Raw genomic sequence first — 26,023 nt, 5'->3', positions numbered from 1 at the left:
TGAGGGGTCTCGGCTCCGCTGTTGTGTACTGAGGTTGTTGAGGAAACTCTCGTCACGAGGGTTGGGAGGCCTCCCACTGACGGCCATAGCGGCCAGCTAACGCACCGCAGGCAATGAGTTGGGTGAGGTGGAAGATCATGAGGGGCAGAACGATGAGGCCGACCGGCTGACCGGCGAAGAGCACCGTCGCCATTGGCAGACCCGTGGCCAACGATTTTTTGGTACCGCAGAACTGGATGGCGATGCGGTCATCACGGTTGAATCCGAGCCATCCTGAGCCGGTCCAAGTTAGCCAGAGCATGAAGAACAACAAGGTCAAGCAGATGATGGTCAGAACGATCATCGACGTCGGGGAGGCCAGGGACCACATGTGTTCCCGCATTCCCTCGGAGAAGGCCGAGTAGACGACGAGAATGATCGAGCCCTGGTCGACAAACTTCAGCGGTTTGCGGTGTTTTTGCACGAAATCGGCGGTCCAGCGACGTGACAGCTGACCAAGCGCGAAGGGGAGCAATAACTGCACAATGACGTCGAGGAAGCTCGACGGTTCAATTGTGAGACCGCCACTGGTCGACATCAGCAACAATGCGAGTATCGGCGTCAGGAAGGTTCCCAGCAGATTGGAAGTCGTGGCCGCAACAATTGCCCCTGCCACATTGCCATGGGCAATTGAGGTGAAGTTGATCGACGACTGCACCGTCGAGGGCACCAGGCAAATCCATAGCATTCCCACGTAAAGGGTCTCGGGAATGGCCCACGGCACAAGGGCCTTCATCGCCAGCCCGATGGTCGGGAAGATGATGAAGGTGGAGGCCAAGATGGCCCCTTGCAATCTCCAGTTTTTCAGGCCGTCGAGGGTCTCCCGAGGTTCCAGCCGGGCGCCGTAAAGAAAGAACAGAATGAAGATGAGGACGGTCACCCCATGAGCGGCGATGGGTGCAGCAGCCCCGGTGGCGGGAAAGACCGACCCGATGATGGCCGTCACGACGATAGCCATGACGAATCCGTCGATGGGCAGTTTGCGGCGTGATTTGGCGGAACTCACCTGTTCACGATAGCCACCGGTAGGTTGGAGCGGTGGCAAGGTTCATAGACATCGACGATCCGACCGACCCGCGCCTGGCCGATTACGTCAGCTTGCGTGACGTCAATCTGCGTAAGTCGTTGGAAGCTGACCAAGGGCTGTTCATCGCGGAGGGGGCCAAGGTAATTCGGCGAGCTTGTGAGGCAGGGTACCCGCCACGATCTTTTCTGCTGGCTCCTCGCTGGATCGACGGTCTGCACGACCTTTTCGATGACCTCGACGTGGAGGTCTATGTCGTCTCCGAAGCCTTGGCTGAGCAGGTGACCGGGTTCCATGTTCATCGTGGCGCCCTCGCGTCAATGTGTCGTCAAATCCGCTGGAGTGCCGCCGACCTCATGGCTGCCCGTCGTCTGGTGGTGTGTGAGGACATCGTCGACCACACCAATGTCGGCGCGATCATTAGATGTGCTGCGGGCATTGGGTGGGATGGCGTACTGCTGGCCCCTCGCGCGGCTGATCCGCTATACCGCCGAGCCATCAAGACGTCGATGGGCACGGTCTTCCAGATACCCTGGGCCAGGCTTGCGGACTGGTCGAGTGGTCTGGAAGACCTGCGTGACCACGGGTTCACTGTGGCTGCGATGGCTCTGAGCGACGATTCGGTCACCTTGGACGAGTTTTCCGCAGACCTGCGAGTCAACCCACGCAAGGTGGCGCTGCTCATGGGGACCGAGGGGGCGGGCCTGTCAGCCCACTGGATCAGTCAGGCCGATGTCGTGGTCCGCATTCCGATGGCAGGGGGAGTCGATTCGCTCAACGTGGCGGCCGCAGCAGCAGTGGCCTGTTATGAGTTGCGAGAATGCGCGCCTTCCCGGATCAGCCCTTCGGCGTGAGCGGCCAGTCGTCGGCGTAGAGATGGGCCACCTTGTCGTGTTGCTCGTCGAGCTTGCGGCGAGCGCGCTTGGAGAGCCGATCGCCGAAGACGATCCCGTTGCAGTGGTCAGTCTCGTGTTGCAGACAGCGGGCGAAGAAGCCGGTGCCGGTGACCGTGATGTCATTACCCCAGGGGTCCTGGCCGGTGCAGGTGGCCAGGTCGGGTCGAGCCAGCGATTGGAATCCGCCGGGCCACGACAAGCAGCCTTCATCAGCGGCCTCGAGGTGACGATCGCGTCCTTCTGGCAGGGTGACGACCGGGTTACAGAAAGCGCCATGGTGGACCACGTTGTTGGCGTCTGGGCAGACGTAGACGAAAAGGGAGAGGTCAATTCCGACCTGGGTGGCGGCAAGGCCCACGCCGTCGGCGGCGTCCATGGTGGTGAACATGTCACGAATAAGCGTCGTCAAGTCGTCATCGAACGTGGTGACCGGACGGGTTCGAGCGTGGAGAACAGGTTCCCCCCACCGGGTGACCCGGCGCAGGGACCCACCTTTGAACAGGTCTTCCCAACGGGGGTCTTCATTGGGGGTGTGCTTGCGCATAGCTGATCTCCTGAGGTTGATGAATGTCGATTGTCTCACGAAAGGTGCCCGTGCTCACCCGATCGTCGGGCCAACGAGCACTCTCATAGCTCCTGGCTGGTTAATAATGGTCTCAACCTGCCATTCGCCAGTTTTGTCCTCATCGGTGTGATCCTCCCCGGTTTGATCCTGGTGCCGATGGACCGCAATGTGGCCTTCTTCAGGCAGAGCAGCCCAGACTCGGGTGCCGTTCTGAGTGGTGACTGTGATGTCGCGCGGATTTGCCCCGGTGGTGTCGAATTCGTCAACTAACTCGAGGTGTCCGAATCGGCCTTCCAACACCCCGATACTTCCCACCAAGCGGTTAGCGACGAAGTGGTGGCCATGTGGGGAGGACACGATTGCAGATGGCTGCACAGGGGCTTGGGAGTGACGACCTCCCGAGGTGAGAACCGTCGACCGGCGCGACGAGGGCGTTTCGGCCACGAATCGCCAGTCTCGGGCCCAGGTTTCTTGTCCAGTGGAACGCGACCAAGTGCACACCGTGCCGGACAATTCCCCGGCGACGGTCAGGATCTGCTTGCGACCGTCTTCGGTGAGGGTGAGGTGGCGGGGGCCCATGCCGGCTGGCGTTTTAAGGGAGTCGATGACCTCTGAGCCGGCCTCACTCCAGCGCAGGAAACAGACGCGGTCGGCCCCCAGATCGGTCACGGCAAGGTGGGCGCGATCCAGCCACGTCACTTGGTGGGCATGAGAGCTTTCCTGACGCTTTGCCACCGGGCCGGGGAAGACGTAGTCCGTACCGAGATGCAGGACGTGTCGGACTTTGGGGCGAGCCAGGTCTGATAGGTCGACGAACTCGACGTCGCCGGAAGCATAATCGGCAATGGCCATGACCCGACCAGTGGGATCAACGGCCCCATGACAGGGCCACTGGCCTTCCAGCTTCACGGTTCCGACGACCTCGAACTGGTGTCCGGGATGGACGATAAACAAGGTGTTGTCACGTGCGCACAGAACCGCGATCACGTTGTATAGCGGTGTCATCCATGACGCATTTCCAAGGTGGCAGCTGCCGACGACATCGGTGTGTAGTCCGTCAGAATCCTCTGTCACCTGCCACGCGGTGATTCCGCCAGCTGAGGCTTCCGTGGTGCGATGACAGGCAAGAACAGGGGTAACGGCCATGATTGCCAGCCTACTCAAGGCGAGTGTTTCGCAAGGCGAGATGATTCGGAACGGGTTATCCACAACCAGTGACGTCCAATGTCAGGGGGTTATCCACAAGCCAGAAAAATCGTGACCGATTTCAGAGGTCCAGACGATAACTGAAGGTGTGAGGAGATCTGTCTTTATCAGTGTGTTAATCATCGTTGTCGGAACCTGCTTGCTTGTCCTGCCAGCTCCGACTCGCAGTTTTGCGGTGCCGCTCGCCGACACTCTGTCATCACATGCGCGGCTGACGGGCGATCGTGGTGTGCCGGAGCAGAGTCGTCCGCCGGTATCTGGCCCGGTGGTCAAGGATTTCGATCCGCCCGCTAAGCCGTGGTTGCCTGGTAGCCGAGGGGTCGAGTTCGCGGCATTGCCGGGTGAGCCCGTGAGGTCTGTCACCGCAGGAGTCGTAGTTTTTGCTGGCCAAGTCGCCGGTGCCGGTGTGGTGAGCATCATGTTGCCTGACGGCTGGCGAACCACCCATATGCCGGTCATTCCCGTTGTGGGCGTAGGGGACGTGGTCGTCCCCCATCAGGTCATTGGGCTGGTTGGGACGGGGCCGCCGTGTACCCAAACCTGTTTGCACTGGGGTCTGAAGAAAGGAAACGAGTATCGCAATCCGATGAGCTTGTTGGAGACGACGGTTCGTCTGTTGCCCTCAGAAGGACGAGCACGTGCGGCAGGGAGGCGCGGTGTTCACCATCCGGTGGACCTGCCGGGTGCAAAACGTCAGGTGGGGTCCACCGGAACGTTGATGCCGCCGTGGGTGGGAGCTGGCCGTGACGCTGAGGCCCTCATCGACGATCAGGTGACTCGGGCCGTGGCTCGCAGCGATCACGCTCTCGGATGAGCCTGACGAAAGGCCTTCCGCAACCTTTCGGTGGACACGTGGGTATAGATCTGTGTGGTTGCCAGGGATTCATGGCCGAGTATGTCTTGGACAGTGCGCAGGTCGGCTCCGCCCTCCAGGAGATGGGTGGCCATGGCGTGACGCAATCCGTGGGGGCCAAGATCGGGGGAATCCGGCTCGGCTTGTAGATGGGTGTGGACAATGCGTCTGACCACTCGCTGGTCGATACGACCACCACGGGTACCCAAGAAGAGCGCCTGCCCGGATACTGGAGTAACCCATTCGTGGCGACGGTCCACCCATTCGTCGATAGCACGAAGTGCGGGTTGGCCCATGGGCACGGTGCGTTGTTTATTTCCCTTGCCAGTCACCCGGACCGTCTGGCGGGAGCGGTCGACATCCCCCATGTCCAAGCCGCACAGTTCGCCGACGCGCAGTCCGCCGCCATAGAGCACCTCGAGGATGGCAGCGTCGCGTGCCCCTTGGGGTGATTCATCCCTGTGGGCCTGGGCGACGGCATCGTCGAGGATATGACGGGCCTGCTCGACGCCGAGGGTGGCAGGCAGTCGTTTTGGAACCTTGGCTGACGACAGTCCGGCTGTCGGGTCGGTGTCGACGAATCCTTCGATGACTGCCCACCGAAAGAAGACCCGGGCTGCGGACCACCGGCGCTGCATGGTGGCAGGTGTCGCGCCAGCGAGCCGGGTATCGGCCAGCCATGCCCGCACTCGTCGCGTATCGATGGTTCCGATGGAGTCGACGCCATGGTCGTGAACGTGCTCCATGAGGTCGACGAGGTCGGCCCGATAGCCGCGAATGGTGTTGGGGGAGCGGTCCAGTGCGGCTAGATGGTCGCAGAAGTCCTCGACAGGCACCGAGAGCGACATCGATAGCCCGGAGACGTGATGGGGTGGCATCCAACGCGGGGCGTGACTATTTGCAGACTCAGAACGATCAGTCATCCCTTCTACTGTGGACCGAGGGGATGAGGGTGCGAGGTTCAACACGCGGTGTGACGTTAGGTATGTCGTGGCCGGACCTCTTGACACACAACACTAATACGGTTTAGCTTAGCGGTGCTTTCATCGTCGAAAGGCTCACCATGAAACGACCGCTAGCGGCTGTTCTTGCTTTTGCTGTGGGGCTTGGGGCGGCTCTCGGGGTAGGGCAAACCGCGCACGCTGCCGATTCCGTCGCCCCTATCGGAGATTATGAATTAGCGTCAGCCCAACCACGTAATGCCGGTTGGCGTCTTCAAGACATCCGTGCCTGGACCCCGCAGACTGACCCGTATGCACCATATTTGCGCGCCCACGTACCCTTACAGACCCGAATTCCCCGCGACCCTGATACTCAGATTCGTCCTGATCTGGATGGTAAGGCTCAGGTCATGCTCATGCAGGGGGATTATGGCAACTCGTTTTTCGGAAACTTTCGCGCAAATAACGGGTTTGCTAACAATACGCTCAACTTCTGGCAATATGCTGACTATTGGAGTCCGTGGCATGGTGCAGCGACTGCGCGAACCCCCGAAACTTTCTATGACCCGGCTACCAGCGATTGGCGCACTCGCAATTTTGAGTTCGGTATTGTCGACATCCCCAACCCAGCCTACACCAATGCCGCTCATCGCAATGGAGTAAAGTCCATTGCCACTATCTATTTTGACCCGTCCTTCCGTCCGGGTTTGACTTTTAATGAAGCGTTTGATAAAGACCCAAATTCTGATGGTTATGTTATTGCCGATAAATTGGTTCAGATGGCCAAGTATTATGGCTTCGATGGGTATTTTCTTAACGAGGAGGAAGGCAGCCTACAAGATTCCAGATTCAAGCCCTTCATGAGTTATCTCACCTCCAAGGGACTCTACACCCAGTGGTATACCAACTCCTCCGGGAACTTCTCAGACTCGAAGGCGGCCTTGCTTGACCATGGCAAAATTATGAATTCGGTATTCTTGAATTACACATGGCCGGGGAGTGAAGACGAATCAGTAGCCAAAGCTAAGGCCAGCGGATATGACCCATACGAGGCATTGTTTTTCGGTGTGGAGGCCAATCAATCTGGGTTTAGTGGAAAACATGAATCGGCCTCCAAACTCCCCAATCTCTATGTCTCGACTAAGGATCACAGTCCTAAGGCGTCTATTGCTCTGTTCACACCTAGCGATATGTACCAGCGTGGGCTGGCTGATGATGTTAAACCTCAAGGTGCCAAGATCGACGTGCCGGTTTTTCAGCAGGAATCTTATCAGTGGATGGTCGCCGAAAGGGAGCGAATGTACTTCTCGGGGGTGACATCGAACCCGCAGGATACCGGAGCACACCCGGGGCATTCTCGCCCCGACGTCGGGGTTAAAGACTCATCTTCGTGGGTAGGTGTCGCCGACTTCATTCCTGCTCGATCGGTCATAGCGGGATCACGTTTCTACACAGATTTCAATACTGGTCATGGTATGCAGTGGTACCAAGGTGGCGAGGTCTCCAATCCAGAGGCATGGACCAATATGGATTCGCAGTCAATCCTGCCTAGTTGGCAGTGGTGGATAGATACAAAGGGATCTCGACCGTCAGTGGATTTCGATTACGGTCCTGCTGAGCGGCGTACAGACGTTAATGGCGACTTAGCCAGGGTCCCATATCGACAGGTGGGGGGCTGGCAAGGAGGATCATCCCTTGTTGTGCATGGTGATATAAGTGACACTGCAACATTGAGGTTGTTCAAGACCAGGTTGTCGGTGAAGTCGACGACCAGTATGCCAATTACTTTCCGGAAGAGTTCGGCGAGCGGTGGCGTCATGAAAGTTGCTCTTATTTTCGCTGACGATCCTGGAAAGGTCGTTACCATTGACGTTCCAGACAGCGAGATACGCGGCCAGTGGAAAACGTCCGTAATTGATCTAGGAGAGTTCGCCGGGCGAACTATCACGACGATCGGTCTTCAATTTAGTCCCGCAGCGGATTACCAGATCAATGTCGGTTCGATATCCGTGCGCGATGGTGTCAACGCACCGGAGGCTCCTCAACAGGTCAAGCTGGAAAAGATATATGATGATGGACAGGCTATCTTATCGTGGCAGTCAAAACCGTTCAGCGAGGTGTCGCAGTATGTTGTGGAGGTCTCTGGCGCTGACGGCAAGACCTTCCATGTGGCATCGGAATACTCCGATTTATCCTATATCAAAAATGTTCCCAACGCCAGCGGCAAGGTGACTTTCGCGGTGCGTGCTGTGGGACACGACGGTCAGATTTCCGAGCCTGCGACTGTGACTTACGATTACTCAGCTCAGCCGCGTCAGATCAAGGTGGCCGAGAGTGTGACTTCTTCGAAGTTGCTTATTGAGGCGGCAAAACCGGGCAAGCTTGACGTGTCGTGGGAGGCAGAGGGCCTGAGCGGGAGCTGCCATATTGATGTCCGACTGGTCGACGTCGCCGCCGGAGATATCGACAACCAGCCGTATGGATTAGATATTGCGTGTTCGAAGGAATCAGCTACTGTTCCGGTCCCGGTGCGCGAGGGATACTCCTACGATCTGACGATCAGCTCCGGTGACGGTCAGGGGCTGTCATATCGAGGCCGTACTCACGACTCGTGGGCCGCCCCAGTGACTCTCTGCGACATCATCATCCAGAAGGATCGCTCCGGGTTCCACATGCGCAACCTCACCTCACCTGACTGGTACCTGCTCGATCTCACCTGGCAAGGAAGAGATGGTAAATCGTCGCCGATTAGCAAGATACGGCGCGGAGGGTCGGTGCGTAGTGTTTCGGGAGCCAAGCCCACCACGGACGATCCAACGGCTTTCCACCGATTCCCGGAACCTAATGGCACGCTTGTCACGACAGTGACTGACTATGCCGGAAATGAAACGGTCCAAAAGTTCGCGATCAAGGATAACGACCTGCTGGCTTCTACCGATAAACCGTCCTTCACAGTCGGGGGCAACAGCACTCAGAAAGTCCCTGTGGGAGAGCCGATTGAACCGGTGAGCGTGACGGTTAGTGGAGCCGCGCCATTGTCGTGGCGGATACGCGAGGCGCTACCTGTCGGATTGTCGTGGCGCAATGACATCTCCGGCGATGGGTTGACCCCTCTACGGGGAACCTTGTCGGGTAGCCCGATGACCCCAAGTGTCCACAAGATCATCATTGATGTTACAGACCTGTATGGGAACACGGCGCGGCAAACACTTGTTGTGGAGGGTGTTAAAGGTTCAATGTCTTCGCCTGCGGTGCCTACTTTATCGGCCTCAGCTGTTCCTAAAACTCCGACTCCCACTGCTTCTGGTGGTGTGACAGCTGCGCGTAGTTCGTCAGCGGGAGCATCGCCTGTGCCAGAAGTTGACGCCATCCGGTGGCGTCCCAGCTTGATGCCTCGCACGGGTAATTGACCTGCGCCTTGAGCGAGGATCGCTCGACCCGTGGTGCTGCGGCTAGAACGACCGATAAACCCAGCACCACTTATCCCTGGGGGTGGTGGGACCGTCGCGAATTCGCCCGATCCGTGGTCTGCGGCATAAACTAGCGGTGCAGTCTGGACTAGTTTGGACTGACTTCGCATGCATCAGTGTCATTGACAACCGGACGTCCTCGGTCCTGTTACGGCAGGCGGGCGAACGGTGATGCATCAGGAGGTGACGTAATCCCGCGCCACCGCACAACCGTTTGGCACACCTGTGGTGTGCCCTGATGAGGAAGGACACGGTCATGGCCGTGGTCACCACTCGCCAGCTCCTCGAGAGCGGCGTTCACTTTGGGCACCAGACTCGTCGCTGGAATCCGAAGATGAAGCGTTTCATCTTCACCGAGCGCAACGGTATCTACATCATCGATCTGCACCAGTCGCTGACCTACATCGACAAGGCCTATGCCTTCGTCAAGGAAACGGTCGCCAAGGGCGGGCAGATTCTCTTCGTCGGCACCAAGAAGCAGGCTCAAGAGTCCATCATTGAGCAGGCCAGCCGTGTTGGTATGCCGTACGTCAACCAGCGTTGGCTCGGCGGAATGCTCACCAACTTCCAGACCATCTCGAAGCGCATTGCTCGACTCAAGGAGCTCGAGGCCATGGACTTCGAGAAGGTCTCCGGCTCCGGTCTCACGAAGAAAGAACTGCTTATGCTTTCGCGTGAGAAGGACAAGCTGGCCAAGGACCTGGGCGGTATTCGTGATATGCCGAAGGTTCCCCAGGCCGTCTGGGTCGTCGACACGAAGAAAGAGCACCTCGCCATTGACGAGGCCCGCAAGCTCAAGATCCCGGTTGTTGCAATCCTCGACACCAACTGTGACCCCGACGAGGTCGATTACCCGATCCCGGGCAATGATGACGCTATCCGTTCGGTGTCCCTGTTGACTCGCATTATCGCCGACGCCGTCGCTGAGGGCCTCATGGCTCGTTCCGCCGGTAAGTCCGGTGACCAGGCTGCCGAGGCCGAGCCGATGCCTGATTGGGAGCGCGAGCTCCTTGAGGGCGGAGACGCCCAGGCTGATAACAAGACCGAGGCCAAGGCTGATAACAAGGCCGAGGAGCCGAAGACCGATGCCCCTGATGCCGCCACGGCTGACGAGGCCAAGAAGTCCAACTGAAGTTCGCCCACGTCTAGACAGGACTGAGATTATCCATGGCTATCACTGCTGCTGAGGTCAAGAAGCTGCGCGACGCCACCGGCGCCGGCATGATGGACGCCAAGAAGGCCCTCACTGAGGCTGAGGGCGACTTCGACAAGGCCGTTGACATCCTGCGCGTCTCTGGTGCCGCCAAGGCTGCCAAGCGCTCCGATCGCGAGGCTAGCAACGGGCTGGTCGCCGCTTCCGGCACTTCCCTGGTGCACATCGGCTCGGAGACCGACTTCGTTGCTAAGAACGAGGAGTTCATTGCCGCTGCCAAGGAGATTGCCGAGGCCGTCGACAAGGCTGGAGCTGACTCCAAGGACGCCGCGTCCGCCGTCGCCCTTGCTGACGGCACCACCGTCGCCGACAAGCTCGGTCAGCTCGCCGCCAAGATTGGTGAGAAGATCGAGCTTGCCAATGTCGCCCATTTCAGCGGCGACGCTCACGTCTACCTGCACCGTCGTTCCCAGGACCTGCCTCCGCAGGTCGGCGTGATGGTGGAATACGAAGGTGACGATAAGGAGGCCGTGCACGGCGTCTGCCTGCAGATCGCTGCCATGAGCCCGCGCTGGTTGTCCCGCGACGATGTCCCCGCTGACGTCGTTGAGCACGAGCGCACTGTCGCCCGCGACATTGCCCTCGAGGAGGGCAAGCCTGAGAAGATCATCGATCGGATCGTCGAGGGCCGACTCAACGGCTTCTACAAGGAGAATTGCCTGCTTGACCAGGCGGCTATCTCTGACGACAAGAAGTCTGTCGCCCAGACCACTAAGGCCGCTGGTATTACCATCAAGCGTTTCGTGCGTTTCTCCGCTGGGGAGTGACTTGTTCCCGGTATCAACCGGGGGATGATAAACCGCGAACGGTCCCACCGCATGGTGGGGCCGTTCGTCGTCTCGTAGGGGTTGGACACTCCCAGGGGTGCGGGAAAGCAGCGGTTTCAGGCCATTCGGGACAATGAAAGCCGATCGCCCCCGTGGTGGCCTGCGGTCCTAGCTGTCCTCAGGCTAAGCTGGAGTGACGCATTCCGCGTCAATGTCCGCCGACCAGGAGAGATGATGCCACAGCGCTACAACCGAGTTCTTCTCAAATTGTCCGGAGAGGTTTTCGGAGGGGGAGGAATCGGTGTCGACGCCGATGTCGTGGCCGCCAAGGCCCGCGAGATCGCCGATATCGCCAATAGCGGGGTTCAGGTAGCCGTCGTCGTGGGCGGAGGGAACTTCTTCCGCGGAGCGGAGCTTCAGCAGCGCGGTATGCAACGCGACCGAGCCGATTACATGGGCATGCTTGGCACTGTCATGAACTGCCTCGCACTCCAGGATTTCTGCGAAAAGGCTGGGGTGGACACTCGAGTCCAGACCGCCATCACCATGGGCCAGGTCGCCGAACCCTATATTCCTCGCAAGGCTGAGCGTCACATGGAGAAGGGACGGGTCGTCATCTTTGGTGCCGGTTCCGGTATGCCGTACTTCTCAACCGATACCGTTGCTGCGCAGCGTGCCCTCGAAATTGGTGCTGACGCTCTTCTGATGGGCAAGCAGGGAGTGGACGGTGTCTATGACAGCGACCCCAAGACCAACGCGAATGCCCATAAGTTCGACGAACTGACCTACGATGAGTTCCTGTCACGTGACCTCAAGGTCGCCGACGCCACCGCCGTCGCCATGGCCAGGGACAACAACCTGACGATGATTTTCTTCAACCTCGAGACCCCGGGCAACATCGCTCGTGTCGTCAATGGTGAGGACATCGGCACTACCGTCCATCGCTGAACCATCGAAGACACACCAAGGAAGGACAACACAGTGAGCGACATCATCAAGGACGCTGAGAAGAAGATGGGGTCAGCGGTCGATCATGCCCGCGAGGAGTTCGCGGCCATTCGCACCGGGCGTGCTAACCCTGCCATGTTTAACAAGATCATGGTCGAGTATTACGGCACTCCTACGCCGCTGCAGCAGCTGGCCAGTTTCCAGGTTCCGGAGGCTCGTACTGTTCTGATTGCGCCGTTTGACAAGAGCTGCGTCAACGAGGTCGAGAAGGCCGTTCGCGATTCTGACCTGGGCGTCAACCCTTCCAATGACGGCAACGTCGTGCGGTGTGTCCTTCCCGCCCTTACCGAGGAGCGGCGCAAGGAGTACATCAAGATGGCCAAGGCCAAGGCTGAGGAAGGTCGTATCGCGGTCCGTAATGTTCGTCGCGCCAGCAACGACATCGTCAAGAAGCAAGAGAAGGACAAAGAGATCTCCGAGGACGATATGACTCGTCTGGAGAAGGAGCTCGACCAGGTCACTCGCAGATACGTTGAGCAGATCGACGAGCTTCTGAAATCCAAGGAGAACGAGCTCCTCGAAGTCTGATCGGATTCAGGATGGGCAACTCTCAGCAGAAGGCTGCTGCCACACGGGCTGGCCGTGATCTTCCTGCCGCCATTGCCACTGGGGTGGTGTTGTGTGGAGCCGTCATTGGCACGGTCGGGTGGTGGCACTGGGGGTTCGTCCTGTTGATGGCCCTGGCTTTGGTGGCCGGGGCTATTGAGCTTCACCGGGCGATGGCTCGGTTGGGTATGAACTCTGCGGTTGTCCCCATCTGTATTGGCACGGTGGTGATGGTCATCGGAGCCTATGCGGCGGCGACGATGAATCTTCGCATCCTGCCTAACACGTTCCTTGTCGCGACGTTGGGGGCGACGACGGTTGCGGCGATGGCGTGGCGTCTTCCGCGCGGTTCTGCCGGCTTCGTCAAGGACGTCGCGGCAAGTCTGCTCACGATCGCTTACCTACCGTTGCTGGGGTGCTTCGTCCCTCTGATGATGGGAGACGACGGAGGTAGTCGCCGCATTGCCACCTGGATTCTGAGTGTCGTCGCTTCTGACACCGGCGGCTACGCCATTGGGGTGCTGTTTGGCAAGCACAAGATGGCGCCGCAGATCAGCCCCAAGAAAAGCTGGGAGGGTTTCGCCGGGTCCGTCATCACTGCGGCCCTCGTGGGGTGGGCGTGTTTGAGCGGTCTGCTGTCGGCCCCGGCTTGGGCCGGTTTGCTCCTCGGCGTGGTTCTTGCGTTCACTGGAACTGCGGGAGATCTCGTCGAGTCGATGATTAAACGCGATGCCGGTATCAAGGACATGTCGAACTTCCTGCCCGGCCACGGTGGCGTCATGGACCGGCTGGACTCGGTGCTGTTCTCCGCACCCTTCGCCTGGCTGGTCATGTCCTTGGTGCTGTGACATCGTAGCTGAGGATTTCGCAGCCGCCGGGACCATCCATGGCTGATCGCAATCGTGAGAGGAATGCTGTGACTGACGCACAATCCGAGCGTCCAAACGTGTCGCCGTCGGGACTGGTGTTGCCCACCACTCCGCTGGCTGACAAGGAGATTCCGGTTGTGGTGCGGACCCCGAAGCGTACCAAACCTCCTCGCCACTGGATAGATCTGAGCGTTGAGGAGAGGGTGCAGGCCGTCAAGGACCTTGGTCTGCCAGCTTTCCGTGCTCGCCAGATTTCTACCCACGTCTTTGACCGCTGGGAGGTTGACCCCACCGAGTGGACTGATCTGCCCACCTCGGCTCGCCAGCAAATCGCTGACGCTTGGTTCCCGACGCTGCTGACCGAGGTCTCTCGACAATCGTGTGACCGTGGCACAACTGTGAAGACCTTGTGGCGACTCCACGGTGGAGCCTTGGTGGAGTCGGTTCTCATGTATTACCCACCGACCCGCCATTCTGTCGCTCGCACCACCTTGTGTATCTCCTCCCAGGCCGGTTGCGGCATGGCGTGCCCGTTCTGCGCCACCGGTCAGGGCGGTATTCAGCGCAATATGTCCACCGCTGAGATCGTCAGTCAGGTGCTGGCAGCCAACCGCCTTATTGAGGCCGGCGAGGTTCCCGGGGCCAGCGGTCGTGTCCACAACATCGTGTTCATGGGCATGGGTGAACCCATGGCCAATTACCGCTCGGTGCTCACCGCCATTCGCACCCTCATTGCCGAAGGCCCCGATGGAGTTGGCATGAGCGCTCGTGCCATGACTGTCTCGACGGTCGGTTTGGTGCCTCGTATTAAAGCGCTGACTGAGGAGGGGATTCCGGTTACCTTGGCCGTCTCCTTGCACGCCCCCGATGACGAGTTGCGAGACGAACTCATCCCGGTCAACCGTCGTTGGAAGGTCGATGAACTCCTTGACGCTGCGTGGCACTACGCCGAGAAGACCAAGCGTCGAGTCTCGATCGAGTATGCCCTCATGAAAGACATCAATGACCAGGCCGACCGTGCTGGGGTGCTGGCCCGTCAGATCCGCCGTCGCGGCGACTGGACTTGGGCTCACGTAAACCTTATTCCGCTTAATCCGACTCCAGGCTCACGCTGGACGGCTTCGCGTCCACAGGACCAAGACGCCTTCGTTGAAACCTTGCAGCGCTGGAAGATTCCGGTGACGGTGCGCGACACGAGAGGCTCAGAAATTGATGGCGCGTGTGGTCAATTGGCTGCTGTGGGACGCGTGGAAGGATTGGGCAACTGAGTCCAAGGTGAGTCCACTGATCGACCCAGTGACATGGTTCCGGGTGAGGTAGTGCGAAAATCATCCGAGTAATACCCACCTACATGAAGGAGGTCGCCGGATGGACAGCCAGCTCGAGAATGCCTACCAGGCGGTGCTGAAGCGCAATCCAGGGGAGGCCGAGTTCCATCAGGCCGTGCGGGAGATCTTTGAATCCCTCGGTCCGGTGCTCAAGAAAAACCCACAGTACGTTGAAGCTGCAGTTCTGTCGCGTATCTGCGAACCAGAGCGTCAGATTATCTTCCGTGTGCCGTGGATTGATGACGAGGGCAAGGTACGCATTAACCGTGGATTCCGCGTCGAGTACTCCTCGGTGCTCGGGCCGTACAAGGGCGGACTGCGATTCCATCCCTCCGTGTACCTGGGGACGATCAAGTTCCTTGGGTTCGAACAGATCTTTAAGAATGCGCTGACCGGTATGCCGATTGGTGGTGCCAAGGGCGGCTCTGACTTCGATCCTCACGAGGCCTCCGAAGGTGAGGTCATGAGGTTCTGCCAGTCATTCATGACGGAGCTCTACCGCCATCTCGGTGAGAACACCGACGTCCCGGCTGGTGATATCGGTGTCGGCGGACGCGAGATCGGTTACCTCTTCGGCCAGTACAAGCGAATTACCAACCGTCATGAGTCCGGGGTTCTCACCGGTAAAGGACTCACCTGGGGTGGTTCCATGGTGCGTACTGAGGCCACCGGCTACGGCACGGTCTTCTTTGTCCAGCGTATGTTGGCGACCAACGGAAAGTCTCTGGACGGCCTGCGAGTCACTGTCTCCGGGTCGGGCAATGTCGCTATTTATGCCGTTGAGAAAGCTCAAGACCTCGGCGCTACTGTCGTCGCCTGCTCGGATTCCAGCGGATATGTCATTGATGAGAAGGGAATTGACGTCGCCCTGCTCAAGCAGGTCAAGGAGGTCGAGCGGGCTCGCATTAGCGCGTACGCAGCCCGCCGCGATTCCGCCACCTTCCATACCGAGGGGTCCATCTGGAACATCCCGGTTGATGTCGCCCTGCCCTGTGCTACCCAGAACGAGCTCGACGGTCAGGCGGCCGCCACGCTCATCCGCAATGGCGTGGTAGCTGTGGCCGAAGGTGCCAATATGCCGAGTACTCCTGAAGCGGTGCATGCCTTCCACGACGCAAGTGTGCTCTTTGCCCCCGGTAAAGCCTCCAACGCCGGCGGTGTGGCCACCTCGGCTCTGGAGATGCAGCAGAATGCCGGTCGCGACTCTTGGGATTTCGACACCACCGAGGCCCGACTACAGCAGATCATGGCTGATATTCACGATCGGTGTATTGATACCGCTGAGTCCTACGGTCACCCAGGCGATTACGTCATGGGCGCCAACATCGCCGGATTCACCAAGGTAGCCGACGCCGTTATTGCGATGGGCGTCGTCTGAGTGCCTCCACTGCCTCCTCAACGGTGTTGACGAGGCAAATATGACCAGCGACGAGGTGATCTCGCGACATCTTGTGAAGCAGCGGCCAGGCCGGCATGGTCTGGCTCCAGTACTGGCTGCCGAGCATGATGAGCGGGGTCACCTCGTCCTCATGAGTGGCGTAGTAATTGCCGGTCATCGCCTGAAAGAGTTCCTGAACGGTGCCTGCCTGGCCGGGTAGGTAGATGATTCCGCCACGGCACCGGTTGAGCAGAATGTCTTCACGCAACGCATTCGAGAAGTACTTGATGATGCTCGTGGCAAAGACATTGGGCGGTTCGTGCCCGTAGAACCAGGTCGGAATGCCGATGGTGTGGTGGGCCGGACCATCTGGCCACGAGGCGACGACGCTGAGTCCTGCCTGCACCCAGGCGGTGACATCGCTGGTGCCAACCACTTCTCGCAGCCGGCGAATCGACTTGTCGAGCAGCTCGGGTGGGCAGGCGGCTCCCAGATTGGCGGCCTCCATCGCGCCCGGACCGCCTCCAGTGACGACCAAGTGGCCGGCGTCAGCAAGTGCGGCACCTAGGTCGGCCGCCATGCGGTACCCGTCCGAATCCCTGGTAACAGAATGGCCACCCATGACGCCGACGGTCATGGTGGGATCTGTGCCAAGAAGCAGATCATCCATGGCGTCAGTCATGGAATCGTCGTGCAGCGCGGTGGCAAGGGTATCGCGCAGCCCTGGCGGGGTGGACAACCCGCGTCGCCACCGGTCCACAGCCGCGTCGAGGGTTGCGGGGTAGCCCTGGTCGATGTCGTTGTACAACTCCTGTGCGGTATAGGCCCCGGGATGGTACGGATCGAAAGGAACTCCCGGGATACTCGGGAAGATGAGAGCGCCCCTGGCCCGCAACCACGTTGTCAGGACGATAGGACTGGGGCATCCCAGGAAAATTGTCGTGGAGACGTCGCAGGTGTGCAGCAAATCGGCGCAGTCGGTCAGATCTACCCCCTGTACCACGCGTCCAGACAGATCTGGTGCAGCCTGCTTCAACTGATCGAGTGTCTCGATTTCGATGTGTGACGGAATCATTGACGCGGCTCCGGGTGAATCAGACCAAACAGGCCACGCGGATCAAGCGGATCACAATTCCACCGGATTGTCGTGGCATTCGGGGCTATCTGGATCGTGAGGCCATGGGGGCTGGAAATGATGTTGAGTTTGGCGACGAAGGTGTTGGCCTGCCAACCGCCGCTGGCCGCGATGTCCAAGGAGCCGTCCCCGACACGACAGTGGGACGTCAGCCACCTGTTGTGTCCGATGGCGACGTCCAAGCTGGTCTCGACGGTCTCGTCGTGAGACTGAGTGGACCGCCACGACATGGCCCAGCCGTCAGCACAGGGCGCGACGATGATGTGAGTGTCGTCGACAATGCCCTGTATCGAGCGGGCTGAGTCGAACGTGCCGGAAACCGTCGGTACGGTGCGCACGACCTCCTCAGGTTCGGGTGTGATTCCCTCTGACAGGGCCGGCAGAAGATGGTCCCAGATGATCTGCAAAACCGTCTGCTTGTCTCCAGGCCCCTCTCCGACCTCATTGGTTGTCACGACGACAGCGTCGACCTCAGGGATGATGAGTGCGAACTGGCCGAAGGCACCGTCGAGACGGTAGCCGTGGCTGGAGATCCAGGTTTGCCACCCGTAGCCGAGTCCCCACTCCGGGCCGGTGAGCCCGTCAGATTCGACGTGCTTGACGCGGTGCTGCTCGACCCATTCTCGGGGCAGCAGACGTCTGCCGTCGTGAATACCGTTGTCGAGGAGAAGCTGGGCAAACCGACCGATATCTTCCGCGTCGATGTGTAGGCCGCTAAATCCCAACGGAATGCCGTCGGCGTCGCGGACCCAGCTGTGCGGACCGCAGCCCAGTGGTTCCAGAACCTCCCTGGTGATGATGGTGTCGATGTCGACCCCGGTATGGCGGCGAACGATTCGAGACAACATCCACGTACCGAGATTGTTGTAGGCGAAGTCGACCCCGGGGCGTCCGGCAGGTTCGGTGCCCAGCCACAGTTTCGCGGTCTGGGCGTTAGGAATCCTTGACAGGGCTAAGGGAGGCTGGCTCAGTTGCTCGGGCGAGTGTCCACTCGCCATTGCCAGGACGTCGCGAACGGTGATGGATCTAGCTACCGGGCCGGTCTGCTCGGTACATGAGGCTGGCAGCAGTTCGGCCAGAGTGTCGTCGTAGCCGAAGGCACCACGATCGACAGCGATGCCGACGGCGGCAGAGGTGAAAGTTTTGGAGCAGGAATAGACGAGGCTGGCGACCTCGGAACTCCACGGGGCCCAGCGGCGTCGCCCGACGACGTGTCCGTGCTGACGCACGATAAGTCGGTGCGGGTGAACTCCAGCCTTCTCAAGGGCATTGGCAGTGATGTCGAGAACACTCTCGGTCATGAATCCACTCTAAAGGTGCTGGTTTGGTGAAACAGATTCTGTGTTGAATCAGTCTGTCAGGAACCGACGTGACAAACTGGCGGGGTGAAGAAGGTCATCATTCTCGGCTCCACTGGATCGATCGGAACACAGACCTTGGAGGTCATTGCGTCGCGTCGCGACCAATTCGAGGTCGTCGGCATATCGGCAGGTGGTTCGGATGTTGGCTTGCTGGCTCAGCAGATTCTCGATTTCTCCATCCCCGTGGTGGCCATCGCGCGGGAAGACGTTGCAGAAGAATTCATGCGAGCATTGGCTGTACAAGCTGGCTCACGTGATGTCCCGGTGCCTGACCTTCAGATTCTGACCGGCCCGGATGCGTCGACTCAGCTGGCGGAAATGCCTGCCGATGTGGTGTGCAATGCCATCACCGGTGCTGCGGGCCTGCGTCCGACCCTGGCCACCCTGGCCGCCGGCACAACCCTGGCCTTGGCGAATAAGGAATCCTTGGTCATCGGTGGCAGGCTCGTCACCCAGGCCGCCGCCCCCGGACAGATCGTCGCCGTGGACTCCGAGCACTCCGCCTTCGCCCAGTGCTTGCGTGGGGGAGGGCGCAATGAGGTGCGTCGTCTCGTTCTGACGGCATCTGGCGGCCCGTTCCGTGGCCGCGACAGGCAATCCCTGGCTGACGTCACCGCCGCCGACGCCATGAAGCACCCGACGTGGAATATGGGCCGGGTGATTACGATCAACTCCTCGACGCTGGTCAATAAGGGGTTGGAGTTGCTCGAGGCCGCCTTGCTCTACGACGTCGACCTGGATGACATCACCGTCGTTGTCCATCCGCAGTCCATCGTGCATTCCATGGTGGAGTTTTGGGATGGTGCCACCATCGCCCAGGCCTCCCCACCCGACATGAAACTGCCGATCGCCCTGGGGTTGTCGTGGCCTGATCGCATTCCCGACGCCGCAGCTGGCTGTGACTGGTCGACGGCCACCCAGTGGACTTTCGAGCCGTTGGACAACGAGACTTTCGGGGCAGTGGAGCTGGCCCGGCGTGCGGGCAAGGCTGCCGGTACCGCTCCAGCTGTGTTCAATGCCGCCAATGAGTCGTGCGTCGACGCCTTCTGCCAGGGGAGTATCGGATTCCTCGACATCACCGACACTATCGCCGCCGTCCTCGAGGAGCACCTGATGAGAGATGGTGACAGCGAGCCTGGTGCCCGTCACGTCGGTGATGAGGCGCTCAGCCTTGACGCTGTGTTGGCCGCCGATTCCTGGGGTCGTCGCCGTGCCGCGCAGCTGTGTGCCCAGGAACGCCGCCAGTGATCGTTGTGGTCCAGGTGTTGGCGGGGATCGTCTTTTTCGCCCTCATCATCGTCTCGGTTCTGCTGCACGAGTGTGGTCACTTCATCCCGGCCAAGATCTTTGGCGTCAAGGTCACCGAGTTCTTTGCTGGATTTGGACCCAAGATCTGGTCCTTCAAGCGTGGCGAGACCGAGTACGGGTTCAAGTGGATTCCACTAGGCGGCTATGTGCGTCTGGTTGGGATGTATCCCGCAGAGGTACATCACCGTCGCGTCAACAATCTGACACAACTGGCCGACGAGGCCCGGGCGGCTGAGGCTCAAGACATCACCGACGCGGACGGTGGACGTCTCTTCAGCGACAAGCCGGTCTGGGTGCGGCTCATCATCATGAGTGGCGGCATCCTTACTAACCTGCTGCTGGCTTTTCTGCTGTTCTGGGCAGTGTTCGGCATTTACGGTCAATCAATCGAGACGACCACGGTAGCCGCCGTAACTGCATGCGTACCCATGAACCAGAACCAGCCGGAGTGTTCGGCGCAGGACCCGCCAACGCCGGCAGCGAAGACGGGGCTTCAGCCCGGGGACCACATCGTCTCTTTTAACGGTGAGCACATCGAGTCATGGTCCCAACTACAAGAACTCATTCGCGACAACGGAGACGGGCCGGTACGTCTGGAAGTTGAACGAGATGGCCACGCGATGAACCTCAAGCCGACTCGCACCATCGTCAATGAGATGCCCGACATCAATAACCCCGGCCGCACCGTCACAGTTGGATACCTGGGATTCAGCCCGACGATGGTGATCGTCCATTCGGGTCCGGGGGACACCATCGCGCAGATGTGGATGATGTCGAAGCAGTCCCTAAGCGCCTTGGCCAGACTTCCTGTGCTCACCTGGAATGTTGCCTCCGACATGGTTACCGGTAAGACTCGTGACGTTAACAGCCCGATGAGCATTGTGGGGGCGTCGCGAGTTGCTGGTGACATTGCCGGCAACGGTCACCTGACTCTCGCTGACAAGATCGCGTCCGGAGCAAGCTTGCTTGGCGGTCTCAACCTGTTTCTGTTCTGGTTCAACGTGGTGCCGTTGCCGCCGATGGATGGCGGACACATTGCCGGCGCGGTGTGGGAGTCATGCAAGCGGGGGATCTTCCGGCTCGCTGGCAAACCTGATCCGGGCCCAGCCGACACCGCAATGATGTTGCCGGTCGCGTGGTTCATCGGGATTCTTATGCTCGTGATGGGGCTCGTCCTGATCGTCGCCGACGTTGTCTCCCCAGTCAGAATCTTTTGACGCGATCTTTTGAGGTAATAGCGGGAATCGTTGTTGCGATGACGCGGCATGGTAGGGGACAGTACGGTGAATTGTCGGTGACATCCGGTCACGTCGTGGTGCCGATTGTGGCAAGCTGACCCGCGAACGCTCCCTGCTACGAGATGGGATTCCCCATGACCACCATTCCCAGACGTGTCCTGGCGGGGTTATCTGCCCTGTCATGCGTCGCCATGATTATCGCGACCCAGCCGGCTCATGCTGATTCGGAAACGGCGAGCCACGTTGTCATTAACGAGGTCTATGGAGGTGGCGGTAACTCTGGGGCCACCTGGACTCACGATTTCGTCGAATTACTCAATCCCACCTCCTCGGATGTGTCCGTCACCGGCTGGACGCTGGAGTATTTGAGTGCCAAGGGCAAGGTGGCCAACACGTGCGCGCTGAGCGGGACCGTCAAGGCTGGCGGCCATTTCCTGATTCAGGAAGCTAAAGGGGATGGTGGCAGCAAGGCACTGCCGACGCCGGACGCTACGTGTACTGCATTTATGAGTGCCACCAAGGGTTCGGTGCGGATCAGTGACGCAGCGGGTGCTGTCGTTGATCTGGTCGGTTACGGTGCCGCAACGGCGGTCGAAAAGGCATCTGCTCCCGGCTTGTCCAACACCACCTCGATTGAGCGTCGCAACGGGGTCGATACTGACGACAATTCGGCGGACTTCGAGGTCGGAGATCCCACCCCGACCAATTCTGGTTCCGTCCCCACTCCGACACCGATCTCTAGCGCGACACCGAATCCTGGCCCGACTGAGAACCCACGCCCGTCCGAGAATCCGGTTGAGGTCCCGATCGCCACAATCCAGGGTGAGGGGCCGACTAGTCCGTTGGTCGACAAGACCGTCACCACGGTGGGAGTGGTCACCGCTGCTTATCCAACTGGTGGATTCAACGGGATATACATTCAGACTCCAGGCAGTGGTGGCACCGCGAAGAAGGCCACCGACGCGTCCGATGGTGTCTTCGTGTACTCATCGTGGGCTGCGGCCAACGTCAAAGTCGGTGATTGTGTGAGCGTCACGGGCACCGTTACGGAGTACCACGACCTCACCGAGATCGCTGGCAGTACCCGGGTGAATCGAAAGCATGGTTGTGTCCCGGTCAAAGCCACCGAGCTGACATCCCTGCCGCGCACCGACGCCGAGCGCGAGGCCTACGAGGGCATGCTCGTCAAACCGGTCAGCGGCTACACCATTACCAACAACTATGACCTCAACCAGTACGGCCAGATTGGTCTGGCTGACGGTGACAAGCCGCTGTACCAGGGCACCGAGGTTGCGCTCCCGGGTAAGGACGCCGAGGCCGTCGAGGCAGCCAACAAGGTCAAATACATCAATCTTGACGACGGTGCGTCGTGGAACTTCATGACGAACGCTGAGGCTAAGAACTCGCCCTTGCCATACCTGTCCCAGGACACTCCGATGCGTACCGGCAGCCACGTTGACTTCACTTCGCCGGTCATCATGGACCAGCGGTTCGGCTGGAATTTCCAGCCCACCGGCCAGGTTGTCGGCTCAGATTCCGCGCTGTCGCCGATTACGGCTGAAAATAACCGTCCGGCCACCCCACCTGCCGTTGGCGGTGACGTCAAGCTCGCCAGCTTCAACGTGTTGAGCTACTTCACTGATCTGGGCCAAGACGAACCGGATTGCAAAGCCTATGTCGATCGTGACGGCAACCCTGTCGCGACCGACTACTGCCAGGTCAGGGGTGCCTACACTCCGGAAGCCTTCGCCGATCAGCAGGCCAAGATCGTCACCGCTATCAATGGGCTGGGTGCCGACGTCGTTTCTCTGGAGGAAATTGAGAATTCCGCCCGGATCACGTGGCACCCGGGACAGTCCCGCGACGCCTCGCTGGCTCATCTCGTTGACGCTCTCAACAAGGCTGCTGGCACGAAGACTTGGTCCTACGTTCCCAGCCCGAGCGTCGTTCCCCCGAACGAGGACGTCATCCGCTCGGCCTTCATCTACAAGGTCGGCAAAGTCTCCCCGGTGGGTGCCTCGCAGATTCTGTCGGACCCTGTCTTCGCCAATGCCCGTCAGCCGCTGGCCCAACGCTTCCAGCCGGTGGGGTCCAAGCGCACCTTCGTGGCGGTCGTCAACCACTTCAAGTCCAAGGGATCGGGCGAGGATGACGGCACTGGTCAGGGCAATTCGAATCCCAGTCGCGTTGCCCAGGCCACAGCGTTGACGGGGTGGGTGAAGACCAACTTCAAGGACGACCCGGTCTTCCTGCTGGGCGACTTCAACGCTTACGCCATGGAGGATCCGATCCGCGCTATCAAGGACGCCGGGTTCAGCGAGGTCGTCGAGGAGCACAATCCGGGTGCTGCCAGCTACCAGTATTCCGGGCGTGTTGGTTCCCTGGACCACATCTTCGCCAATCCCAACGCCCGTGAGCTGGTCTCCGGGGCTGGTATCTGGGACATCAACGGGTCTGAGTCGGTGGCCATGCAGTACTCGCGCCGCAATTACAACGTGACCGATTTCTACACCACTAGCCAGTTTGGTGCCTCGGATCACTCCCCGGCTGTGGTCGGTTTCTCCATGCAGGCCCCGACCCTATCCCCGACGACGACCCCCAGCTCGACATCGAGTCCGTCCCCGGTGACCAGCCCGGCATCAACGACGTCCGCTTCACTCTCGACGGCAACGACATCCGCCAGCTCAACGATTTCGCCAACGTCTGGGTATGTGCCTGGAACTCGGCTCGGTTTGCCCAGCACCGGCGTGTGAAAACCGTCGCCGCACCCACCCTGTTACCTCTGGGTGCTCGCTGTCAGCGTCACCACACCGGCGTAGGGAGGTGACACAATAGAAGTGAGGATCCGCGATTTCAGGAGTGACACGTCAATGACCGTGAATCTGGGTATGCCCACCCCTCCCATTCCGACCCTGGCACCGCGTCGCAAGACGCGCCAGATCAAGGTGGGAGATGTGTTGGTCGGTGGTGATGCGCCCATTTCGGTGCAGTCCATGACGACGACCAAGACCCACGATGTGGGGGCTACCTTGCAGCAGATCGCCGCGCTGACCGCCGCCGGCTGTGACATTGTGCGCGTCGCCTGCCCGACGGACAAGGACGCCGAGGCCTTGCCGGTCATCGCCAAGCAGTCCCAAATCCCGGTGATTGCTGATATTCACTTCCAGCCAAAGTACGTCTTTCAGGCGATCGAGGCCGGGTGTGGCGCAGTGCGCGTCAATCCCGGTAATATCCGCAAATTTGACGACCAGATCGAGGCAATCTGTCAGTGCGCCACGGAGCACGGCACCAGCATTCGCATTGGCGTCAATGCTGGTTCCCTCGATAAGCGTCTGCTCGAGAAATACGGCGCTCCGACCGCCGAGGCTATGGTGGAGTCGGCGCTGTGGGAGGCGAGCCTTTTCGAGCAGTATGGTTTCCGAGATTTCAAGATCTCGGTCAAACACCATGACCCTGTTGTCATGATCCGCGCCTACGAGCAGCTCGCCGAACGGTGCGACTACCCACTCCATTTGGGAGTAACCGAGGCCGGACCGGCTTTCCAGGGCACGATTAAGTCTGCGGTGGCTTTCGGACACCTGCTCTCCGAAGGGATCGGCGACACGATCCGCGTTTCCCTGTCGGCTGATCCGGTTGAGGAAGTCAAAGTCGGTATCAAGATCTTGGAGTCGCTCAACTTGCGTCCCCGTGGCATGGAGATCGTCTCCTGCCCGTCGTGTGGACGGTGCCAGGTCGATGTTCTGTCGTTGGCAAATGACGTGTCCAACGCCTTGGAAGGCATTGACGTGCCACTACGCGTTGCCGTGATGGGATGCGTTGTCAACGGGCTTGGAGAGGGTCGCGAGGCTGATCTTGGCGTGGCCGCCGGTAACGGCAAGGGCAAGATCTTCAAGCACGGCGAGGTCGTTCGTACCGTCCCCGAGAATGAGATTGTCGCCACCCTCGTCGATGAGGCGAATCGGATGGCCGAGAAGATGAATGAGGCCGGGGAACCGGAAGTCGCGGTTTCCTGACGTGTTCACCAGGGTCAGAGTCCTTGACGACGCCGACGTGGCCCAAGTCACCGAATTTCTCCAACAGGACCCCTTGGGCAATCTGTTTCTGCTGTCCCGGATTCAGGCCAATGGTCTAGACCGTGGCAGACTCGGGTGCCCCGTCGTCGGTCTGATTCGGTCCCATGAATTGCAGGGGGTGCTTCACTTGGGTGCCAACGTCGTACCCGTGGCACCTGACGACTCGACAATTGAGGAGCTGGCCTCCAGGGTTGGGCCTTGGCGCTCATCGGCGTCAATGATGGGACGAGCCGAACCAGTTTTGACGTTGCACCGTGTCCTGTCTCAGCGGTATCCGCGGGCATGGGGGAGTCCTCGTGAGATACGAGCCCACCAGCCGTTACTGGAGTTGCAAGAACCGTCGAGAGTCAGCCCAGATCGGCGTGTCGCCAGGGTGACGATGGAGCACTTTCATGCCTATTTTCAAGCTGCGGTGGCGATGTACACCGAGGAAGTTGGTGTCAGCCCGATCGAAAGCTCCGGTGGTTATATGAGCCATATGCGTGTGCTCGTCGATCGGGGGCATTGTTTTGGCATCGTTGATGAGGGTGGAACGGTGCGATGGAAGTCAGATATTGGCGTTGCCTGGCGTGACCACTGTCAGATTCAAGGGGTCTGGATGGATCCGACGTGGCGCGGTCAAGGACTAGCCGATGCTGCGATGACTGCTGTGGCCGAGCTGTGCCGGCGTCGATACTCATCGGTATCCCTCTACGTCAATGACTTTAATGCTCCAGCGTTAGCGATGTACGACACTGTTGGATTTCGGCAAGTCGGAGAAATGGCCACCGTCTTGTACTGACGGGCGAGGTACGCCATAGCGCCC

General features: G+C 59.7%; 21 protein-coding genes. 15 read left to right on the top strand and 6 right to left on the bottom strand.

Features of this window, described 5'->3' with window-relative positions:
- Positions 1 to 52 precede the first annotated feature (52 nt).
- Positions 53 to 1,045 (bottom strand): bile acid:sodium symporter family protein, encoded by a 993-nt coding sequence (locus tag Q4B98_RS08140; RefSeq protein WP_303196652.1) that lies wholly within the window; start codon positions 1,043 to 1,045, stop codon positions 53 to 55.
- 32 nt (positions 1,046 to 1,077) lie between these two features.
- Between Q4B98_RS08140 and Q4B98_RS08135 the strand changes: the two genes are divergently transcribed.
- Positions 1,078 to 1,917 (top strand): RNA methyltransferase, encoded by an 840-nt coding sequence (locus Q4B98_RS08135; protein ID WP_303196651.1) that lies wholly within the window; start codon positions 1,078 to 1,080, stop codon positions 1,915 to 1,917.
- Here Q4B98_RS08135 and def read toward each other — a convergent pair.
- Both def and Q4B98_RS08125 read right to left on the bottom strand, forming a co-directional pair.
- Positions 1,901 to 2,503: a peptide deformylase gene (gene def / locus Q4B98_RS08130; RefSeq protein WP_303196650.1), complete on the bottom strand. Its 603-nt coding sequence runs from the start codon at positions 2,501 to 2,503 to the stop codon at positions 1,901 to 1,903. The two genes, Q4B98_RS08135 and def, sit on opposite strands and share 17 nt — an antisense overlap.
- Before the next feature lie 54 nt (positions 2,504 to 2,557).
- Positions 2,558 to 3,670, bottom strand: a complete 1,113-nt coding sequence (locus Q4B98_RS08125; protein ID WP_303196649.1) for a beta-propeller fold lactonase family protein — start codon at positions 3,668 to 3,670, stop codon at positions 2,558 to 2,560.
- 148 nt (positions 3,671 to 3,818) lie between these two features.
- Between Q4B98_RS08125 and Q4B98_RS08120 the strand changes: the two genes are divergently transcribed.
- Positions 3,819 to 4,544 carry a M23 family metallopeptidase gene (locus Q4B98_RS08120; protein WP_303196648.1) on the top strand — a complete coding sequence of 242 codons (726 nt, stop codon included), beginning with the start codon at positions 3,819 to 3,821 and terminating at the stop codon, positions 4,542 to 4,544.
- Here Q4B98_RS08120 and Q4B98_RS08115 read toward each other — a convergent pair.
- Positions 4,529 to 5,461: a tyrosine recombinase XerC gene (locus Q4B98_RS08115; protein ID WP_303196776.1), complete on the bottom strand. Its 933-nt coding sequence runs from the start codon at positions 5,459 to 5,461 to the stop codon at positions 4,529 to 4,531. The genes Q4B98_RS08120 and Q4B98_RS08115 overlap by 16 nt on opposite strands.
- Before the next feature lie 185 nt (positions 5,462 to 5,646).
- On the opposite strand from Q4B98_RS08115, the gene Q4B98_RS08110 reads away from it, so the two are divergent.
- From Q4B98_RS08110 to gdhA, 8 genes are all read left to right on the top strand, one after another.
- On the top strand, positions 5,647 to 8,934 hold the full coding sequence (locus Q4B98_RS08110) for an endo-beta-N-acetylglucosaminidase (protein WP_303196647.1): 3,288 nt from the start codon (positions 5,647 to 5,649) through the stop codon (positions 8,932 to 8,934).
- A 316-nt stretch (positions 8,935 to 9,250) separates the two neighbouring features.
- Positions 9,251 to 10,126: a 30S ribosomal protein S2 gene (gene rpsB, locus Q4B98_RS08105; RefSeq protein ID WP_303196775.1), complete on the top strand. Its 876-nt coding sequence runs from the start codon at positions 9,251 to 9,253 to the stop codon at positions 10,124 to 10,126.
- A gap of 35 nt (positions 10,127 to 10,161) precedes the next feature.
- Positions 10,162 to 10,974 (top strand): translation elongation factor Ts, encoded by an 813-nt coding sequence (gene tsf, locus Q4B98_RS08100; RefSeq protein WP_303196646.1) that lies wholly within the window; start codon positions 10,162 to 10,164, stop codon positions 10,972 to 10,974.
- A 231-nt stretch (positions 10,975 to 11,205) separates the two neighbouring features.
- The gene (gene pyrH, locus Q4B98_RS08095) at positions 11,206 to 11,922 is read left to right on the top strand and encodes a UMP kinase (protein ID WP_303196644.1); all 717 of its coding nucleotides are present in this window, start codon (positions 11,206 to 11,208) and stop codon (positions 11,920 to 11,922) included.
- Between the two features lie 33 nt (positions 11,923 to 11,955).
- Positions 11,956 to 12,510, top strand: a complete 555-nt coding sequence (gene frr, locus Q4B98_RS08090; RefSeq protein ID WP_303196643.1) for a ribosome recycling factor — start codon at positions 11,956 to 11,958, stop codon at positions 12,508 to 12,510.
- A gap of 11 nt (positions 12,511 to 12,521) precedes the next feature.
- A complete protein-coding gene (locus tag Q4B98_RS08085) occupies positions 12,522 to 13,376 on the top strand; it encodes a phosphatidate cytidylyltransferase (protein ID WP_303196642.1) in 855 nt (284 codons plus the stop codon).
- Positions 13,377 to 13,414: 38 nt separating this feature from the next.
- A complete protein-coding gene (gene rlmN / locus Q4B98_RS08080; RefSeq protein ID WP_303196641.1) occupies positions 13,415 to 14,665 on the top strand; it encodes a 23S rRNA (adenine(2503)-C(2))-methyltransferase RlmN in 1,251 nt (416 codons plus the stop codon).
- Positions 14,666 to 14,765: 100 nt separating this feature from the next.
- The gene (gene gdhA / locus Q4B98_RS08075; protein WP_303196639.1) at positions 14,766 to 16,103 is read left to right on the top strand and encodes an NADP-specific glutamate dehydrogenase; all 1,338 of its coding nucleotides are present in this window, start codon (positions 14,766 to 14,768) and stop codon (positions 16,101 to 16,103) included.
- On the opposite strand, the gene Q4B98_RS08070 is transcribed toward gdhA, so the two are convergent.
- Complete coding sequence (locus Q4B98_RS08070; RefSeq protein ID WP_303196638.1) at positions 16,081 to 17,178, bottom strand: LOG family protein; 1,098 nt, start codon at positions 17,176 to 17,178, stop codon at positions 16,081 to 16,083. The two genes, gdhA and Q4B98_RS08070, sit on opposite strands and share 23 nt — an antisense overlap.
- Positions 17,175 to 18,539, bottom strand: coding sequence for a serine hydrolase (locus Q4B98_RS08065; protein WP_303196637.1), 1,365 nt, complete (start codon positions 18,537 to 18,539; stop codon positions 17,175 to 17,177). The genes Q4B98_RS08070 and Q4B98_RS08065 overlap by 4 nt, the downstream gene beginning before the upstream one ends.
- Before the next feature lie 84 nt (positions 18,540 to 18,623).
- Here Q4B98_RS08065 and dxr point away from each other — a divergent pair, with 84 nt between their 5' ends.
- The 5 genes from dxr (at position 18,624) to Q4B98_RS08040 (ending at position 25,999) form a co-directional block, all read left to right on the top strand.
- Positions 18,624 to 19,847, top strand: a complete 1,224-nt coding sequence (dxr, locus tag Q4B98_RS08060; protein ID WP_303196635.1) for a 1-deoxy-D-xylulose-5-phosphate reductoisomerase — start codon at positions 18,624 to 18,626, stop codon at positions 19,845 to 19,847.
- On the top strand, positions 19,844 to 21,124 hold the full coding sequence (locus Q4B98_RS08055; RefSeq protein WP_303196634.1) for an RIP metalloprotease: 1,281 nt from the start codon (positions 19,844 to 19,846) through the stop codon (positions 21,122 to 21,124). The genes dxr and Q4B98_RS08055 overlap by 4 nt, the downstream gene beginning before the upstream one ends.
- A 155-nt stretch (positions 21,125 to 21,279) precedes the next feature.
- Entirely contained in the window at positions 21,280 to 23,898 is a 2,619-nt protein-coding gene (locus tag Q4B98_RS08050) for an ExeM/NucH family extracellular endonuclease (protein WP_303196633.1), read from the top strand.
- A gap of 78 nt (positions 23,899 to 23,976) precedes the next feature.
- Positions 23,977 to 25,158, top strand: a complete 1,182-nt coding sequence (ispG, locus tag Q4B98_RS08045; protein ID WP_303196774.1) for a flavodoxin-dependent (E)-4-hydroxy-3-methylbut-2-enyl-diphosphate synthase — start codon at positions 23,977 to 23,979, stop codon at positions 25,156 to 25,158.
- 1 nt (position 25,159) lies between these two features.
- Positions 25,160 to 25,999 carry a GNAT family N-acetyltransferase gene (locus tag Q4B98_RS08040; protein WP_303196632.1) on the top strand — a complete coding sequence of 280 codons (840 nt, stop codon included), beginning with the start codon at positions 25,160 to 25,162 and terminating at the stop codon, positions 25,997 to 25,999.
- The last annotated feature ends 24 nt before the right edge of the window (positions 26,000 to 26,023 follow it).

This window comes from Cutibacterium sp. (assembly GCF_030525615.1).
Classification (GTDB): Bacteria; Actinomycetota; Actinomycetes; order Propionibacteriales; family Propionibacteriaceae; genus Cutibacterium.
Note: the sequence above shows the minus strand (reverse complement) of the source record. Positions and strands in the feature narration are given on the sequence as shown.